This is a genomic window from Domibacillus aminovorans (assembly GCF_001643235.1).
Taxonomy (GTDB): Bacteria; Bacillota; Bacilli; order Bacillales; family Domibacillaceae; genus Domibacillus; species Domibacillus aminovorans.
Window position 1 is genome coordinate 309762 of sequence record NZ_LQWY01000005.1, and the last position, 13795, is coordinate 323556.

The 13795-nt window shown below is 40.6% G+C and carries 16 protein-coding genes; 15 read left to right on the forward strand and 1 reads right to left on the reverse strand.

The features are described from left to right. Window positions 1–117: 117 nt before the first annotated feature. The 9 genes from AWH49_RS03665 to AWH49_RS03705 all read left to right on the forward strand — a co-directional run bounded on the left by AWH49_RS03665 (window position 118) and on the right by AWH49_RS03705 (window position 9650). Window positions 118–684, forward strand: a complete 567-nt coding sequence (locus AWH49_RS03665; protein WP_063964662.1) for a DUF4912 domain-containing protein — start codon at window positions 118–120, stop codon at window positions 682–684. Between the two features lie 34 nt (window positions 685–718). Further along, window positions 719–2992, forward strand: a complete 2274-nt coding sequence (locus tag AWH49_RS18925; RefSeq protein ID WP_169815965.1) for a glycosyltransferase family 4 protein — start codon at window positions 719–721, stop codon at window positions 2990–2992. Further along, window positions 2989–3849, forward strand: a complete 861-nt coding sequence (locus tag AWH49_RS03675; RefSeq protein WP_018393929.1) for a nucleotidyltransferase family protein — start codon at window positions 2989–2991, stop codon at window positions 3847–3849. The genes AWH49_RS18925 and AWH49_RS03675 overlap by 4 nt, the downstream gene beginning before the upstream one ends. Before the next feature lie 51 nt (window positions 3850–3900). After that, window positions 3901–4050 (forward strand): 50S ribosomal protein L33, encoded by a 150-nt coding sequence (rpmG, locus tag AWH49_RS03680; protein ID WP_018393928.1) that lies wholly within the window; start codon window positions 3901–3903, stop codon window positions 4048–4050. Between the two features lie 42 nt (window positions 4051–4092). Continuing rightward, window positions 4093–4659: a 5-formyltetrahydrofolate cyclo-ligase gene (locus tag AWH49_RS03685; RefSeq protein WP_063964663.1), complete on the forward strand. Its 567-nt coding sequence runs from the start codon at window positions 4093–4095 to the stop codon at window positions 4657–4659. 51 nt (window positions 4660–4710) lie between these two features. After that, entirely contained in the window at window positions 4711–6273 is a 1563-nt protein-coding gene (locus tag AWH49_RS03690) for a rhomboid family intramembrane serine protease (RefSeq protein WP_082862656.1), read from the forward strand. Between the two features lie 2 nt (window positions 6274–6275). Next, window positions 6276–6485: a YqgQ family protein gene (locus tag AWH49_RS03695; RefSeq protein ID WP_063964664.1), complete on the forward strand. Its 210-nt coding sequence runs from the start codon at window positions 6276–6278 to the stop codon at window positions 6483–6485. 2 nt (window positions 6486–6487) lie between these two features. Beyond that, on the forward strand, window positions 6488–7417 hold the full coding sequence (locus tag AWH49_RS03700; RefSeq protein WP_063964665.1) for an ROK family glucokinase: 930 nt from the start codon (window positions 6488–6490) through the stop codon (window positions 7415–7417). A gap of 361 nt (window positions 7418–7778) precedes the next feature. Beyond that, window positions 7779–9650 (forward strand): LTA synthase family protein, encoded by a 1872-nt coding sequence (locus tag AWH49_RS03705; protein ID WP_063964666.1) that lies wholly within the window; start codon window positions 7779–7781, stop codon window positions 9648–9650. Window positions 9651–9719: 69 nt separating this feature from the next. On the opposite strand, the gene AWH49_RS18785 is transcribed toward AWH49_RS03705, so the two are convergent. Beyond that, entirely contained in the window at window positions 9720–9896 is a 177-nt protein-coding gene (locus AWH49_RS18785) for a DUF2759 domain-containing protein (RefSeq protein ID WP_018393922.1), read from the reverse strand. A gap of 176 nt (window positions 9897–10072) precedes the next feature. On the opposite strand from AWH49_RS18785, the gene AWH49_RS03710 reads away from it, so the two are divergent. The 6 genes from AWH49_RS03710 (at window position 10073) to comGB (ending at window position 13694) form a co-directional block, all read left to right on the forward strand. Then, complete coding sequence (locus AWH49_RS03710) at window positions 10073–10702, forward strand: MBL fold metallo-hydrolase (protein WP_034286110.1); 630 nt, start codon at window positions 10073–10075, stop codon at window positions 10700–10702. Then, window positions 10692–10829, forward strand: a complete 138-nt coding sequence (locus tag AWH49_RS20270; RefSeq protein WP_169815966.1) for a hypothetical protein — start codon at window positions 10692–10694, stop codon at window positions 10827–10829. Before AWH49_RS03710 ends, AWH49_RS20270 begins: the two co-directional genes overlap by 11 nt. After that, window positions 10801–10968 (forward strand): hypothetical protein, encoded by a 168-nt coding sequence (locus tag AWH49_RS19855; protein ID WP_157723659.1) that lies wholly within the window; start codon window positions 10801–10803, stop codon window positions 10966–10968. Before AWH49_RS20270 ends, AWH49_RS19855 begins: the two co-directional genes overlap by 29 nt. A gap of 274 nt (window positions 10969–11242) precedes the next feature. After that, window positions 11243–11467 carry a DUF2626 domain-containing protein gene (locus AWH49_RS03720; RefSeq protein WP_018393919.1) on the forward strand — a complete coding sequence of 75 codons (225 nt, stop codon included), beginning with the start codon at window positions 11243–11245 and terminating at the stop codon, window positions 11465–11467. A gap of 153 nt (window positions 11468–11620) precedes the next feature. Then, the gene (gene comGA / locus AWH49_RS03725) at window positions 11621–12700 is read left to right on the forward strand and encodes a competence type IV pilus ATPase ComGA (RefSeq protein WP_063964668.1); all 1080 of its coding nucleotides are present in this window, start codon (window positions 11621–11623) and stop codon (window positions 12698–12700) included. Further along, window positions 12627–13694, forward strand: a complete 1068-nt coding sequence (gene comGB / locus AWH49_RS03730; protein ID WP_169815967.1) for a competence type IV pilus assembly protein ComGB — start codon at window positions 12627–12629, stop codon at window positions 13692–13694. Before comGA ends, comGB begins: the two co-directional genes overlap by 74 nt. Window positions 13695–13795: the final 101 nt, after the last annotated feature.

Consider the following 13795-nt stretch of genomic DNA (forward strand, 5'->3'; position numbering starts at 1 on the left):
TACCACATATTAGCAGGAAAAAGATGAGAATGATGCAGATTGCCGCACCGTTTGGAACGTGGTACGATAGCGTTATAAACAATTTAAGGAAAAACTGCCAGACCGGGGTGATACATATTGAATGAAGATATTGTCTGTTTAAAAAACCAACATTTTACTTGGAAGCAAATCTCGGATAAGCTTGATTTATCTGTTGAAAAAGTAAAATACAAATGGCGAAAAAGTGTGATGAAGCGGGACGGGATGTACTGGCAAAGTGATTTAAATGTGGTTTTTTTATCAGCAGACCGTTTGTATTGTAGATGGCGTGTTCACCCATCTATTTTAGAAGCCGCTACACGCTGTAGCAAACCACTTAATCCGGCGATAATGGATTTACGAATTTTCGATATTACCGATATTTATTTTAATGGTATGAATGCGCACTCTGTTACATGTATAAAAGTAAGTATAAGCGATCAGTTTTGGACGATAAAAGGATTAAGAAGAAATCGCTCATATATTTGTGAACTCGGTTTTTTAACGGAGTCGTATTTATTCTTTCCAATCTTACGATCTCATCCTGTTCATACACCGTATCAAAGCAGCGGAGATTACGTTTACAAGATGTATGATGCAGAGCAGTTTCATCAGAACCCATTCCGTGTTCCTGCCTGGATTGAGCATCCTGACTGCTCGACATGATTCATGAACAAAAATGAATGGAGGTATACGTAAAATGGAATATCCATTTTCTATTATGGCACTGGCAGATAGTCCGTTTCGGCCTCTCGTTCTCGCCGGTTCAAGTATGAGTAGTAAAGAAATAATGAAAATTATGGATGTGTATGGCTATATTCTTGCAGCTGCTGAAAAATCAACAGGTGATCGACCGATCGCTGCTACTATCAATTTATTTACGTTAGGCTGGCTGAACGGGGTAAGAGGGAAGATGGCCGTTCAAGCATTTATACAGCAACAGCCAAACCACGAAGCCGCAGCTGTATTACGCGAGCATGACAGTTCATTTATCGAAGCTTGCCGGGCGCTAGTTAAGGAAAATAAATTACTGCTCATACCAATGGCACTTAGCCAATTTCCACTCACGTCCTATCCAGTGAAGGAAGCGGCCGGTGAAGATATTAAACGGACAGCGAAAATTTGGCAGGAGCTTTTTGACGAAGGACCCCCATCCATTTGGCTTCCACGCGGTGCCTATATGCCGGGAATCGATGAACTCATCCACCGTGAAGGCTGTCAATTTGTAATGATTCATGGGGAAGCATTCCCAGCGCATGAACGAGATGCATTTCATTGGATTTCGCCGCATGGTTTATCGATTTTGCCGTATGAGTATGGACAAATGAATGCGGATCATAAGCTATTGATTCCACCAGTCATTCGATTGACAGATGATAATGCCCGCACTTTTTTTGAAGAGATTGATTCATTAGCTGTTCAAGAATCTGCCAGACAATTTCATGAACGGATCATTCATATTCCACTCGTATATGAACGTATGAATGAAGGGAAGCCGTTAATGACAGCAGACGAGTTGAATCGCTGTGAAGCTGTATTCCAACTGAAAAATGAGTGGGATGAAAAGGCAGCCTCTCAAATGTGTGAGGCGGGTGGTGTCCTCGATTTAGAATGGGCTTTTTGTTTATACGCTTGTTTGCAGAATCTTGATACTGAACTGGAAAGTGCAAAAGATTCTCTTCGCTATTTACTAGATGGGGCGGGTAAAGATTTTCCAGACTTTGATTATGCTCATCAAAGAATGAGGCTTCATTACGGTGTTGAACTTATTCCAACAATCTTAAGTGAAGAGATGGATGAAATGGACGGCGCTATTTTGATGCTCACATGGGAATATCCGCCAAATATTATTGGTGGAATGGCAAGGCATGTTCACGGGCTTGCCGAAGCACTCGTTGAATCAGGCCGCGAAGTCATCGTCCTTACGTCTTCTTATCAAGGTTCTCCAGAATATGAATGTGTAAATGGTGTTCATATATACCGTACCGGTCCTCTCCATGAAGGAGAGCCCGACTTCATGCGCCGTGTGGCGGATTTGAATATGTGCTTGTTCCAAAAAGGAGAAGCGCTCATTCGTGATCATGATATTTCAGTGATTCATACGCATGATTGGTTAACTGGTGACGCAGCTATTCTTCTCGCAGATAATCATTGGCTTCCAATTGTGTCAACTATTCATGCAACAGAACATGGCCGTAATAATGGAATTCACAATGAATTGCAGTCTGCTATTGCCTGGAAAGAAAAAGAACTTATTTCGATATCGAACACGGTAATTGTATGTAGCCAGCCTATGAAAGAGGAACTGCGCGTACATTATGAAGCGAAAAGAAAAGACATTCATGTGATTCCAAATGGTGTTGAATTTGAAGAGAAAACAACGGTAGAAGGGCGATTCAACAAAATGGGCCCATTCATCTTTTCACTTGGCCGTATGGTATTTGAAAAAGGATTTCAAACATTTTTTGATTTGGACTTAAAAAACTTGAAAAAAAAGAATATTCAGTTTATTATTGCGGGTAAGGGTCCGCTTTTAGACGAGTGGCGAATGGAAGTGAGGAAGCGCGGTTTCGAAGGCATCATTCATTTTGTCGGTTATGTGAGCGACGATGAGAGAAAAGCATTATTTCAAACGTGTAAAGCGGCTGTTTTTCCAAGTCTTTATGAACCGTTCGGCATAGTGGCGCTTGAAGCAATGGCCTTTCAAAAGCCGGTTATTGCATCAGCGACAGGCGGGCTTAAGTCATTTGTTTTACATGAGCAAACAGGTCTTTTATTTGAGCCGGGAAATGCAGGTGATTTATCCAAAAAAATCACAACAGTTTTGGAACGCCCGGATCTCGCGAAAGAACTTGGTGCGAATGGGCATGAAATGGCAAAAGCATTGTATAGCTGGAAACACATCAGTGAGCAGACAGAAAAGGTGTACGATCAAACCGTTTTTATCAAGAAAATGGAAGGTGTTCGCACATGATAGGAGTATTGCTTGCAGGAGGAAGAGGAAAACGTCTCCGGCCGATTACAGATTATATTCCGAAGCCGATGGTGCCGTTATTAAACAGGCCGCTCTTAGATTACAATTTGAACGTATTTAAGATGAATGAAATTCGCCGTGTATTTATGACTGTCTGTTATAAAAAAGAGATCATCAAACAGTATGCGGGGAATGGAGAAGAAATTGGAATGGACATTCAGTACATTGATGAAATAACACCGCTTGGAACGGCGGGGAGTCTTTTTGCATCGAGTGATTTATTTGAAGAAACTGTGGCTGTGCTGAGCGGGGATGCATTGACAAATGTACCGCTTCTCGATGCATATGCTTTTCACAAAGATCATAAAGCGCGTGTCACCATAGTCATAACCCCATCAGAGCGGCCGGAACAATTTGGTGTGTGCCTAGCGGACCAAGAAGGCCGTCTCATCTCTATTCTGGAGAAACCAGACGAACCACGCCTCTTGACGAATCAGGTAAGCACAGGCATTTACTTAATTGAACCTTCTCTTTTTTCCGATTATGCATTCAGTGGAGAAGTTGATTTTGCGAAAGACGTATTCCCGGCACTAATTGCCAATGAAGAGCCTATTTATGTATATGAAACGAATGCATATTGGCAGGACATTGGTACACTTCGTCAATATGGACTGGCCGAAAAAAGGCTCAAAAGGGGCATTTCAGGAATTAGCATGCCACAGCAATTTTATCCATGGTCTAACAGCATCTCTACACCATATCCACTTGAAAAAACGCAGGTTGCTGCACTTAGTGATTCACATTCATCAATCTTGAAAAAACAGGCTGGTGTTTCTGATGAAAAAGTGCTACTATAATAAAGTCGCAATGAACATAATAAGCGAGACAAGTTTGGAGGGAAATAAACTATGCGTGTAAATATTACATTGGCTTGCACTGAGAGCGGTGATCGAAACTACATCACAACAAAAAACAAACGTAACAACCCGGATCGTCTCGAGTTGAAAAAATACAGCCCGCGATTGAAAAAAATGACAGTGCATCGTGAAACGAAGTAAGCAGCAGGAAATTTTCCTGCTGTTTTTCTTTTGGAGGAAATCATGGAAAAAAAACAAATGAGATTATATATAAAAAAGAAGTTGTCAACACTTGAAAAAACAGAATATGAGCAGCGATGTCATCGTATCACGCAGCTATTGTATGCGCTTCCTGAGTGGCGGCAATCTAACGTAGTTGCATTAACGGTATCTGCACCGTTCGAAGTCGATACGTGGTCGATTATTCGTCATGCATGGATGAATGGAAAAAAAGTGTGTGTGCCAAAATGTGTACCGTTAACAAAAGAGATGCAGTTTTATCTTCTTTCTGATTTTCAAGAACTTGAGAAAGTATATGCGGGTATATATGAACCGATCATTGATAAAACAAGCGCTATATCTTGTGAATGTATTGATTTTATGATCGTTCCAGGACTATTATTTAATAAAAATGGATATAGAATCGGATTTGGCGGTGGATATTATGATCGTTTTTTACCTGACTTTACAGGCTATACCGTATCACTGGCATTTTCATTTCAGTTGAGTGATGATATCCCAGTAGAAGTGCACGATTTACCTGTTCAGAAAATTGTGACAGACGAATTTGTCATAAAATGTTTGACGTAACTCTTCTTACTTTACCAGCTGTATGTGTTCCGCTATAGTGGGAACAATAAGATGTACGAAAGTAGTGATGAAATGAATATACAAACAGATGTGATTTTCTGGCGGCTGGCGTTTTTTTTCGTTGTTGAACAAGAATACACGATTGCTCGTTTAAGCCAGGACAAACGGGAAATATGGCTGGAGAACCGCTCAAATAAAGAAGCAATGCTTATCCGGTTAAAGAATCAGGATCTTGGATGGGCGGCAGAACTCGGCCGAGATGTAAAACGGATTGTCTGGAATGGTGAGCAAATCCGTAAAAAAATGGGTATGAGAAAACTGTCTTTATTGAATATTGTGGTTTCTCAACACCCGCCAGTTGATGAATATGAAAGCTATTTAAAACCTGTACTGTCATCAAAAGGCGGCAAAACGAAAGCAGACACATTGCTCTTTACAGGAAATGGTCTCAGTCAGTCGCTCCGGCAGTTGGAGTTAGTTTTATCACCTGTTCCAGAACGGCGTGATTTTGATGGAGCGGAAGATGAAGCAGCTGCGTATGAGAGATCCGTATTATCACATGAAGTAAAGCGAAAAGAAGAAGAAGAGCGCTTTTTTCATTATGGAAAACCATTTTTTACGTATATCTTTACTGCCATTAACATTATTCTTTTTATTATGATGACATTTGCTGGCGGGAGTACAAATACAGCTGTGTTACTTGAATTTGGCGCGAAATTCAATCCACTTATTTTAGAAGGAGAATGGTGGCGATTTATTACACCGATGTTTCTGCATATCGGTCTGCTTCACCTTGTCATGAACTCGCTCGCTCTTTATTATTTAGGCATAGCCGTTGAACAAATTTATGGCCGTCTTCGTTTTATATGGATTTATTTATTCTCTGGATTTACCGGCAGTCTGCTCAGCTTTTTATTAACGCCTAACTTAGCAGCCGGTGCAAGCGGCGCGATTTTTGGTTTGTTCGGGGCACTGCTTTATTTTGGCGTCACAAAGCCGAAGCTTTTTTTTCGAACAATGGGTATGAATGTACTTTTTGTGATCGGGATTAACCTTGTCTTTGGATTCACGGTTCCAGGAATTGATAATGCGGGACATATTGGTGGATTAATTGGTGGCTTTCTCGCGACGGGTATTGTTCATTTTCCAAAAAAACGACGTGTTTTACAGCAGCTTGCTTTTACCATTGCAACGGTTGCAGCCGTTGCAATGGGGCTTATGCTCGGTTTTCAAAGCGGCCATGCAGCACTCAATGCAGATTCCGTTAATTTGCGCGTTCAGGAAGAAATCAACGCTGGAAATGATGCAGAAGCAGAGCAAATGCTGAAGGCTTTTTTAGAAGACGGCGGCGAGCCTTCTGCAGAAACGTATTTTTATCTTGCATTCATTGAGATGGGAGATGGTCGTCTTATAGAAGCGGAGCAGCATTTGAGACAGGCTATCCGTGAACGGGCCAATTTTCATGAAGCACATTTTAATCTGTCACTTATTTATATGGAGAATGGGCAGTTGGAAAAAGCGAAGCAATCCGTTGAAGAAGCACTTGCGTATGCTCCAGATGAGGCGAAATATCAGGAGTTGGCAAAAAACTTAAGTAATGGACCAGGTGAATGAAAATGAGAACAATTTATGATGTACAGCAGTTATTAAAACGATACGGTGTGTTTGTATATATAGGTAACCGTGTGGCGGATTTGCAGTTAATGGAAGTTGAATTGAGAGAATTGTATCAATCACAGCTCGTCGAAGCACAGGAATACAAGATGGCGTTGTTGCTTTTGCGCAAGAACATTGCGATTGAAAAAGAAAAAGAGCAGGAGGATTGATGATGGAAGAAAAACGGCTTGCTGCAATCGACATTGGTGGAACAACCATTAAAATGGCTTTTTTAACAGTGGGAGGTGATATTATTCGCAAATGGGCGATTCCGACAGATCGAACAGATGGCGGTACAAATATTGTATCTCACATCGCCCGTTCTTTTTCCGCCGAACTTAAACAGGATGGATTGACAACCATTGATGTGACCGCAGTTGGTGTTGGTGCACCAGGTCCTGCTGATCCGATAGAAGGAACGATTTCTGGTGCCGTGAACCTTGGCTGGGTAAATAACTATCCATTAAAGAAATTACTCGAAGAAGCACTTGAACTGCCAGTTTTTATCGAAAATGATGCGAACTGTGCAGCACTTGGTGAAATGTGGAGGGGTGCCGGAAGTGGAACAGGAGATCTTGTCTGTATAACACTTGGAACAGGTGTTGGCGGCGGAGTCGTATCAAAAGGAACGATTATTACCGGCGTATGTGGATCAGCCGGTGAAATCGGCCATATTACGGTTGTACCAGAAAATGGAATTTTGTGTAACTGTGGGAGGTATGGCTGTTTAGAAACGGTGGCATCGGCAACAGGCATTGTTAATCTTTACAAAGAAGAAGGAAAAGAAGCAACTGATGCTCGAACAGTATTTGTTCAAGCCTCAAAAGGTGACGAAGCGGCGAAACGGGTCATTGACCGGTGCGCGTTTTATCTTGGACTTGCTATAGGGAATATTGCCAATACGATGAATCCGGCAAAAATCGTTGTGGGCGGTGGTGTATCAGAAGCAGGCGATGCGCTTCTTTTGCCGCTTGAACAATATGTACGCCAGTTTACATTTCCACGGGCAATGGAAGTGCTCTCCATTGAAAAAGCAATGCTTGGCAACGATGCAGGCGTGATCGGTGCAGCGTATCTTGCTAAAGTAAAGACTGTTTCATAATAAAGTCATTCCGCGATTGGAGAGCCCTGAAAAACGATTACTATTATTTCTAGGACACAGTATCATAGAGGTGAAATAAAAGGATGAGGTGCTACATATAGTAGTTTCTCATCTTTTTTTTGTCCTTTTATGCACTTTTGCAGCGGTCTCCGATTAGACAGGTTTTTTAAGAAACTTTTTAACCATTGATGCGTATGAATAAGAGATAGAATCGTCATGGAACTATTATAAAGATCTTTTGTATTGTTCTGTTTGATTTTTTGTAAAAAAAGTATTAAGATTGTGGAAGGTAATTTACAAAGGTTGAAAGTCTATTTCAACCCCAGAACGATGTTACAGATGTAACGAGGAGGCTGGAAAGATGAAAAGAACAATTCGCAGCAACATATCGCTCATTGCTGTAGCCGTTTTGTTCTTATGGATGAAGACATATATCGTCTATAAAACAAGCTTTAATATTGATATTGAAAATGCATTGCAAGAGTTTATTTTACTGATTAATCCGATCAGCTTTATTATGCTGGCAATGGGGATCGGTTTTTTATTTAAAAGTGATAAAGCGCGAAATCGTTATTTACTCATAATGAGCTTTTTATTAAGCTTTTTGCTTTATGCAAATGTTGTGTTTTACCGCTTTTTTAATGATTTTATTACAATGCCGCTGTTATTCCAAACGAGCAACTTTGCCGATCTTGGCAACAGTGTAACAGAAGAATTTGGTCTCGCTGACATCTTATATTTTGCAGATGTCATTATTTTATTCCTTCTGTTGAAATTTAAGCCATCGTTTGTGAAATTCCGCCCGATGTCAAAAATGAATCGCCGTGCGTACTTTTTATCAGCTGTTGCGATTATGTTTTTAAATCTCGGTCTTGCTGAAATTGAACGTCCACAATTATTGACAAGAACATTTGATCGTGAAATGCTCGTCAAAAACATTGGTACATTTAACTACCATATTTATGACGTCTTTTTACAGTCAAAATCATCTGCGCAGCGTGCACTTGCTAACGGCAGTGAATTGACGGAAGTCGACAACTTTGCAGACGCTAAATACGCGGCACCGAATGATAAATTGTTCGGCGTAGCAAAAGGTAAAAACTTAATTATGGTATCAGTAGAATCAACACAGGCATTTGTATTGAATAATAAAGTAAACGGTCAGGAAATTACACCATTTTTAAATGATTTTGCGAAAGAAAGCTTAAACTATACAAACTTTTATCATCAGACCGGACAGGGAAAAACGTCCGATGCTGAATTTGTAACAGAGAACTCTCTTTATCCGCTCAGCCGGGGGGCTGTGTTCTTTACTCATTCAGGCAACGAATTCAATTCAATGGCTGAAAAACTAGCAGAGAACGGCTATTATACGAATGCGATGCACGCGAATAATAAAAGTTTCTGGAACCGTGACATTATGTACGATTCAATCGGGTATGAACGTTTCTATGATGAGGAAGACTATGAAATAACAGAAGATAATAGCGTCAACTGGGGAATGAAAGACATTCCGTTCTTTGAACAATCTGTCGGTTTAATGAAAGAGATGCCAAAGCCGTTTTATTCGAAAATGATTACATTAACGAACCATCACCCATTCCATTATGATGAAGAAGATAAAATGATTGATGAATACAATTCAAACAGCGGTACATTGAATCGTTATTTTGTAACGGTCCGCTATACAGATGAGGCATTAAAACGTTTTGTTGAAGAATTGAAAGCATCTGGACTGTATGAGAATTCTGTCATTGTGCTGTACGGAGATCATTATGGTATTTCCGAGAATCATAATGAAGCAATGTCGCAATACCTTGGCAAAGAAGTAACGCCGTTTGTATCAGCGCAGCTTCAAAAAGTACCATTTATGATTCATATTCCGGGTGTCGAGGGACAGGAAATTTCAACGATCGGTGGACAAGTTGATGTTCGTCCGACATTGATGCACTTATTTGGAATTGATACAAAAGGAGATATTCAATTCGGTCAGGACTTGAATTCACAAGATCATGAAAGCTTTGCTGCTTTCCGTGATGGCCGTTTTGTGACAGAAGATTATGTTTATGCAGACAGCAAGTGCTGGGATAAAGCAACCGAACAACCGACGGAGAGTAGTTACTGTGAGCCTTATATCGAAAAAGCGGCAACAGAACTGAACTATTCCGACCGTATTATTTATGGGGATCTGCTTCGTTTCTATGATCCAGATTCTGCGAAAAAAGAACAATAAAAAAACTGCCTTCCGGGGCAGTTTTTTTGTATGAAAAAAAGCACCCGTTTTAAAACGGGTGCCTGTTTTTTAGTGAGCTGCTGGATATCCGTGATGAATAATTGTCATGATTGTAAACCAGCCGATGACACCGGCAGTGCCAAGCCCAAAGAAAATACCAAGCGGGTTTTTGTTTTTCAAGGCGCTGATTGTGCCGAATACAGCAAGAATCGCCACTAAAGCGAAAATAATCGTTAAACCGTTCATTTCATCAAACCCCTTTCTTATTGAATCAAAAAAAGAAAAACTATGTAATAGCAGTATACACAACAATATTGTATAGTCTTTTACTCCTTTTGTCGAGAGTGAAAACGCATTGTTCTTTTATCAGACAAGATTTCCTGTTACGATACAATAGTATGAAAAGGAGAGGTGGAGATTATATGGATTGGACACAATTACCGCTTGGTCCGCTTGCAACGAATTGCTACGTGCTTTCTCATAAAAAAGAATGCGTTATTTTTGATCCAGGTTCCGAGGGAGAATCGTTGACAGAGTGGCTGAATGAAAGGAGTTTAAAGCCGCTTGCTGTACTGCTGACACATGCTCATTTTGATCATATCGGGGCCATTGAACATATTAGACAGACGTTTAACAGCCCGGTTTACATTCATAAAGCAGAAGAACAGTGGCTCGAAAACCCAGAATTAAATGGTTCAAGCCGGTTTGGGATGGGAGCGATTACAGCATCACCAGCAGACTTTATTTTAGAAAAGGAAGAAGAACTTATAATCGGTCCATTTCAATTTAAGCTGTTTCATACACCGGGTCATTCACCAGGCAGCATTTCTTATTATTTTGAAGAAGGTGGCTCCTTATTTGCCGGAGACACATTATTTATGGGCAGCATCGGACGGACGGATCTTCCCGGGGGCAATCACCAGGATCTGCTCGACAGTATTCATAACAAGCTGTTGTCATTGCCAGAAGAAACGATTGTACTCCCGGGACATGGACCTGCTACGTCCATTGTCAGTGAAATGGATAGCAACCCATTTTTAAATGGTTTTTAAGCAAAATAAAAAAGATTATCGAATTATGCAGCTTTCATTTCCACTTCGTGATTATCAGCTTCTTGCCGATACTTTAGTGGAAACGGTGCAAATGCTTGATGAAAATGGCCGAGGCAGCAGCCGTTAAAGCAGGCCATCGTGCAATGGAGTCTAGGACTAGGAACTATGCTTCTTCTTTAACAGAAGATGAGAAATTTTCAATGCTGCAGTCACTAGCTGCCTGGATTGGTTATGTGTCGGAAGCGGAGCGTAGAGAAGATGGATGACATGTTCAATTTATTATATACAACTGTTCGTATAAAGAAACGCTTTATGATGAAGCCTATATTACGTGCAAAATACATACCGTTTTTTAAACGGAACGTTAGAAGCACTTTTGATGATGTGCAATTGCACCAAAAAACAACGATGTTAGAAGGCTGTCATGACTGTACGTATCACGCAATCGTCACAAACTGACTGAAAGAAACATTTACAAATCTGTCACTGTTCCTTTATAATATGATATTGATGGAGTGTATGACAAAGGAGGGATACTTAATGGATCGCATGTTTCGCATGATGGCATTCTGGACCGGAATCTTCTCATTGATGTTTTATCTCGGACACATGGATAAAACTGCATTGCTTTTCCTCGGTCAAACCGGCTTTTTCTTGTTATTAGGTTATTTACGGCTTACTGAACGCATGTACATTTACGTTTTTTTCGCATATTTGACCGTTTCTTTTGCAGGCTTTACATACTGGTCAACGTTCATGATGTAATCCAAGAAAGCGGTAGAATTGAATCTCGCTAAAGCGCCTTTAAAGCATTTTGCTTTAAAGGCTTTTTTTGTTAAGGTTTTGTAAACTTCAAAATAAACGATGAAATTGTCTGAAAATTGTAGTATGGTGTAAAAAAAGAAAGAAGGTGATGGTTTGCACGTCGAACAAAAAATTAAACATGTCTTAATGACTGCAGTTCAGATGCAGGCAACTGATATTCATTTAATGCCAAAAGTAAACGGCTATGTAATGAAAATTCGAGCAGGCGGTACACTGACTGGTACCGATTCATTCTCCATCCATGAAGGTGAACGAATGATATCGTATTTAAAGTTCACGGCGTCGATGGATATCGGCGAAAAGCGAAAACCGCAGAGTGGAGCATTTAAACAGATCATTAATGGCATTTCGACTTCTCTGCGCATCTCAACACTACCAGCCATTCCTCAAAAAGAAAGCCTTGTTATCCGGCTCTTACCTCAAGAACACGTACCATCTCTTTCTGATTTAACTCTTTTTCCTGATACAGCAAAAAAATTAACATCACTACTAAACCATTCAACAGGCCTCGTTTTGCTCAGTGGTCCAACGGGAAGCGGTAAATCGACCACGCTTTACTCCATGATTCAGCACTGTGCTGCAACGTTAAATAAACATGTTATTACTCTCGAAGATCCTGTTGAAAAACAACACGATTCCTTGTTGCAAATCCAAGTAAATGAAAAAGCGGGGATTACGTATGCTACTGGGTTAAAAGCGATTTTACGACATGACCCTGATGTGATTATGGTTGGAGAAATACGCGATGAAGAAACGGCTCGAGTTGCTGTTAGAAGCGCTCTTACCGGTCATTTAGTCATGTCAACTATTCATGCACGTGATGCAGCAGGTGTCATTGGCCGTCTCCTTGAATTTGGTGTCACGCATCATGAGATCAGCCAAACAATCGTGGGGATTACTGCACAAAGACTCGTGCGTATCCGCTGCCCTAAATGTGGCGCTCAATGTGCACCGCACTGTGTTCATTTTACACGTCAAGCTATCGTATGTGAGCTTTTATCTGGACGCATGCTTACATCTGTTTTAAAGGAGGTGAGGGCTGGAGGGCGTCATATGATATATAAGCGGCTGAAGGATGAAATTGGAAAGGGGATTGCTTATGGATATCTCACCCAAGAAGAGTGGGCTCGCTGGGTTTTTGAAGAAGCGGATGACAGCGAAAAATGGCGCTGAGTTTATTTTCAGGCTTGGTGAAATGCTTGCAAAAGGGTTTACGATCAGAGAGTCAATTGATTTTTTAATGTTAAACATACAGGGAATCAGCGGGAAACAAACGAAACACATCCGGCAAATGCTACAAGCCGGAACACCTCTGCACGAAATTCTACCTATTCTTCATGTGCCATCGCTTATTTGTCTTCAAGTGTATTTCGCCGAAAAACATGGAAATGTACAAGACGCGCTTATTCATGCGGGAGCGCAATGGAAAAAATCCGAACAGTCAAAAGCAAAGTTAATAAAATTGCTTCAGTACCCTATATTTCTATTACTTTTATTAGTAATGCTTCTGGCAGTACTGAACACATTTGTCCTGCCACAATTTCATGATTTGCATGCATCGATGGGGTACGAGCCTGAAGGTATTATTTTATTACTGCTCTTTTTACTAGAATGGGTGCCTCCGATCATGCTCATTTTACTTCCATGTGCGATTGGCTTATCGATCTTTCTATATGCTCGTTACCGCCTGTTATCGCCTAAAAAGAAAGCAGACATGCTCATCCGTATTCCGTACGTCCGTACGTTTTTTCAACTATATTTCACACGTCTGTTTGCTCGCGAATCCGCCCAATTGTTAAACAGCGGATTTGCTGTGAATGAAATGCTTCATATATTTGAGCGTCAGACGATATATCCGATGCTTACAGCGGTTTCAGAGATAATTGATAAACGCTTAATGAACGGCGAATCACTCCAAGAAGCGATCAAAAAGATGGCATGGTTTGATAAAAAGTTATCGGCTTTGACTGGTCATGGCGGGGCAAATGGACGTCTTGGCGAAGAGTTGCTTATGTATGCAGAGTTTTGTGACGAATTGGTTGAAGAAAAAATAAAAAAATTGACCGGTTTTATCCAACCAGCTGTCTTTTTGTTTATTGGAGTAGTTGTCATGACCGTCTACTTATCTGTCATGCTGCCAATGTTTGAAATGATGGGCTCGGTATAAAAGGAGGAACAAAAGATGAAAAAGTGGCTGAAAAACGAAAAGGGATTTACTTTAATCGAAATAAATAGGGGCGAACACCCCTACTTATGTTATTTACGTTT

Coding starts and splice junctions, on each gene's coding strand:
- AWH49_RS18925 (WP_169815965.1), top strand. CDS start 719: ATGGAATATCCATTTTCTATTATGGCACTGGCAGATAGTCCGTTTCGG.
- AWH49_RS03675 (WP_018393929.1), top strand. CDS start 2,989: ATGATAGGAGTATTGCTTGCAGGAGGAAGAGGAAAACGTCTCCGGCCG.
- rpmG (WP_018393928.1), top strand. CDS start 3,901: ATGCGTGTAAATATTACATTGGCTTGCACTGAGAGCGGTGATCGAAAC.
- AWH49_RS03685 (WP_063964663.1), top strand. CDS start 4,093: ATGGAAAAAAAACAAATGAGATTATATATAAAAAAGAAGTTGTCAACA.
- AWH49_RS03690 (WP_082862656.1), top strand. CDS start 4,711: ATGTACGAAAGTAGTGATGAAATGAATATACAAACAGATGTGATTTTC.
- AWH49_RS03695 (WP_063964664.1), top strand. CDS start 6,276: ATGAGAACAATTTATGATGTACAGCAGTTATTAAAACGATACGGTGTG.
- AWH49_RS03700 (WP_063964665.1), top strand. CDS start 6,488: ATGGAAGAAAAACGGCTTGCTGCAATCGACATTGGTGGAACAACCATT.
- AWH49_RS03705 (WP_063964666.1), top strand. CDS start 7,779: ATGAAAAGAACAATTCGCAGCAACATATCGCTCATTGCTGTAGCCGTT.
- AWH49_RS18785 (WP_018393922.1), bottom strand. CDS start 9,896: ATGAACGGTTTAACGATTATTTTCGCTTTAGTGGCGATTCTTGCTGTA.
- AWH49_RS03710 (WP_034286110.1), top strand. CDS start 10,073: ATGGATTGGACACAATTACCGCTTGGTCCGCTTGCAACGAATTGCTAC.
- AWH49_RS20270 (WP_169815966.1), top strand. CDS start 10,692: ATGGTTTTTAAGCAAAATAAAAAAGATTATCGAATTATGCAGCTTTCA.
- AWH49_RS19855 (WP_157723659.1), top strand. CDS start 10,801: ATGAAAATGGCCGAGGCAGCAGCCGTTAAAGCAGGCCATCGTGCAATG.
- AWH49_RS03720 (WP_018393919.1), top strand. CDS start 11,243: ATGGATCGCATGTTTCGCATGATGGCATTCTGGACCGGAATCTTCTCA.
- comGB (WP_169815967.1), top strand. CDS start 12,627: ATGGATATCTCACCCAAGAAGAGTGGGCTCGCTGGGTTTTTGAAGAAG.